Genomic DNA, 563 nt, shown 5'->3' on the forward strand with positions numbered 1-563 from the left:
GGGTCGAACGCCGACTCGCGGTCAGCCATCTTCCCCTCCGCCGGCCGTCCGCCCACTCCGCTTCGTCCGCCCGCAGGAGCGTTCGGCGGCTCGGCGCGGAGCCCGGGCGCGTCTCTGCGAGCGATTGCGGGCGTCGCATTGGGATGTCATTCGTCGCCCGCCGCTTCCGGTCGCGCTGGTAAATACTTGAGGTGTGGATAATATAAGGAACTGGTACTGTTGTTAGTATCTCGTGAGGCAAAAAGAAGTAAAAGACACACATACAGCCAATTATAGACGAAATATTTCAAATAATAGGATGTAGCCACCGCCCATGAGAGACAAGATGGGTATACGTAGACTTTTGTCCGAGATTCATGCTTGTTTTTGTGGGAATCTCGCGCACAATCACAGTTCTAATCATATAATGTCGTTATATACGAACATTTATTAGTCGCATCTTGTTCGGACTCATCATGTCGAAGATCCAGTTGAGTTCGAGTCAGGAACGCGTGCTCACCGCGCTCGTGAACCTCTCCGAGGGTCGAGAGGCCCCGGTACAGGGCCGCGAGATCGCGGACGCG

At 54.5% G+C, this 563-nt stretch carries 1 pseudogene; it reads left to right on the plus strand.

The annotated features are described in order from the left end of the window. Nucleotides 1-455 precede the first annotated feature (455 nt). Nucleotides 456-563, plus strand: a pseudogene (locus tag EXE45_RS17525) (TrmB family transcriptional regulator); the annotation flags it as partial.

Source organism: Halorubrum sp. SP9, assembly GCF_005435015.1.
GTDB classification, from domain to species: domain Archaea; phylum Halobacteriota; class Halobacteria; order Halobacteriales; family Haloferacaceae; genus Halorubrum; species Halorubrum sodomense.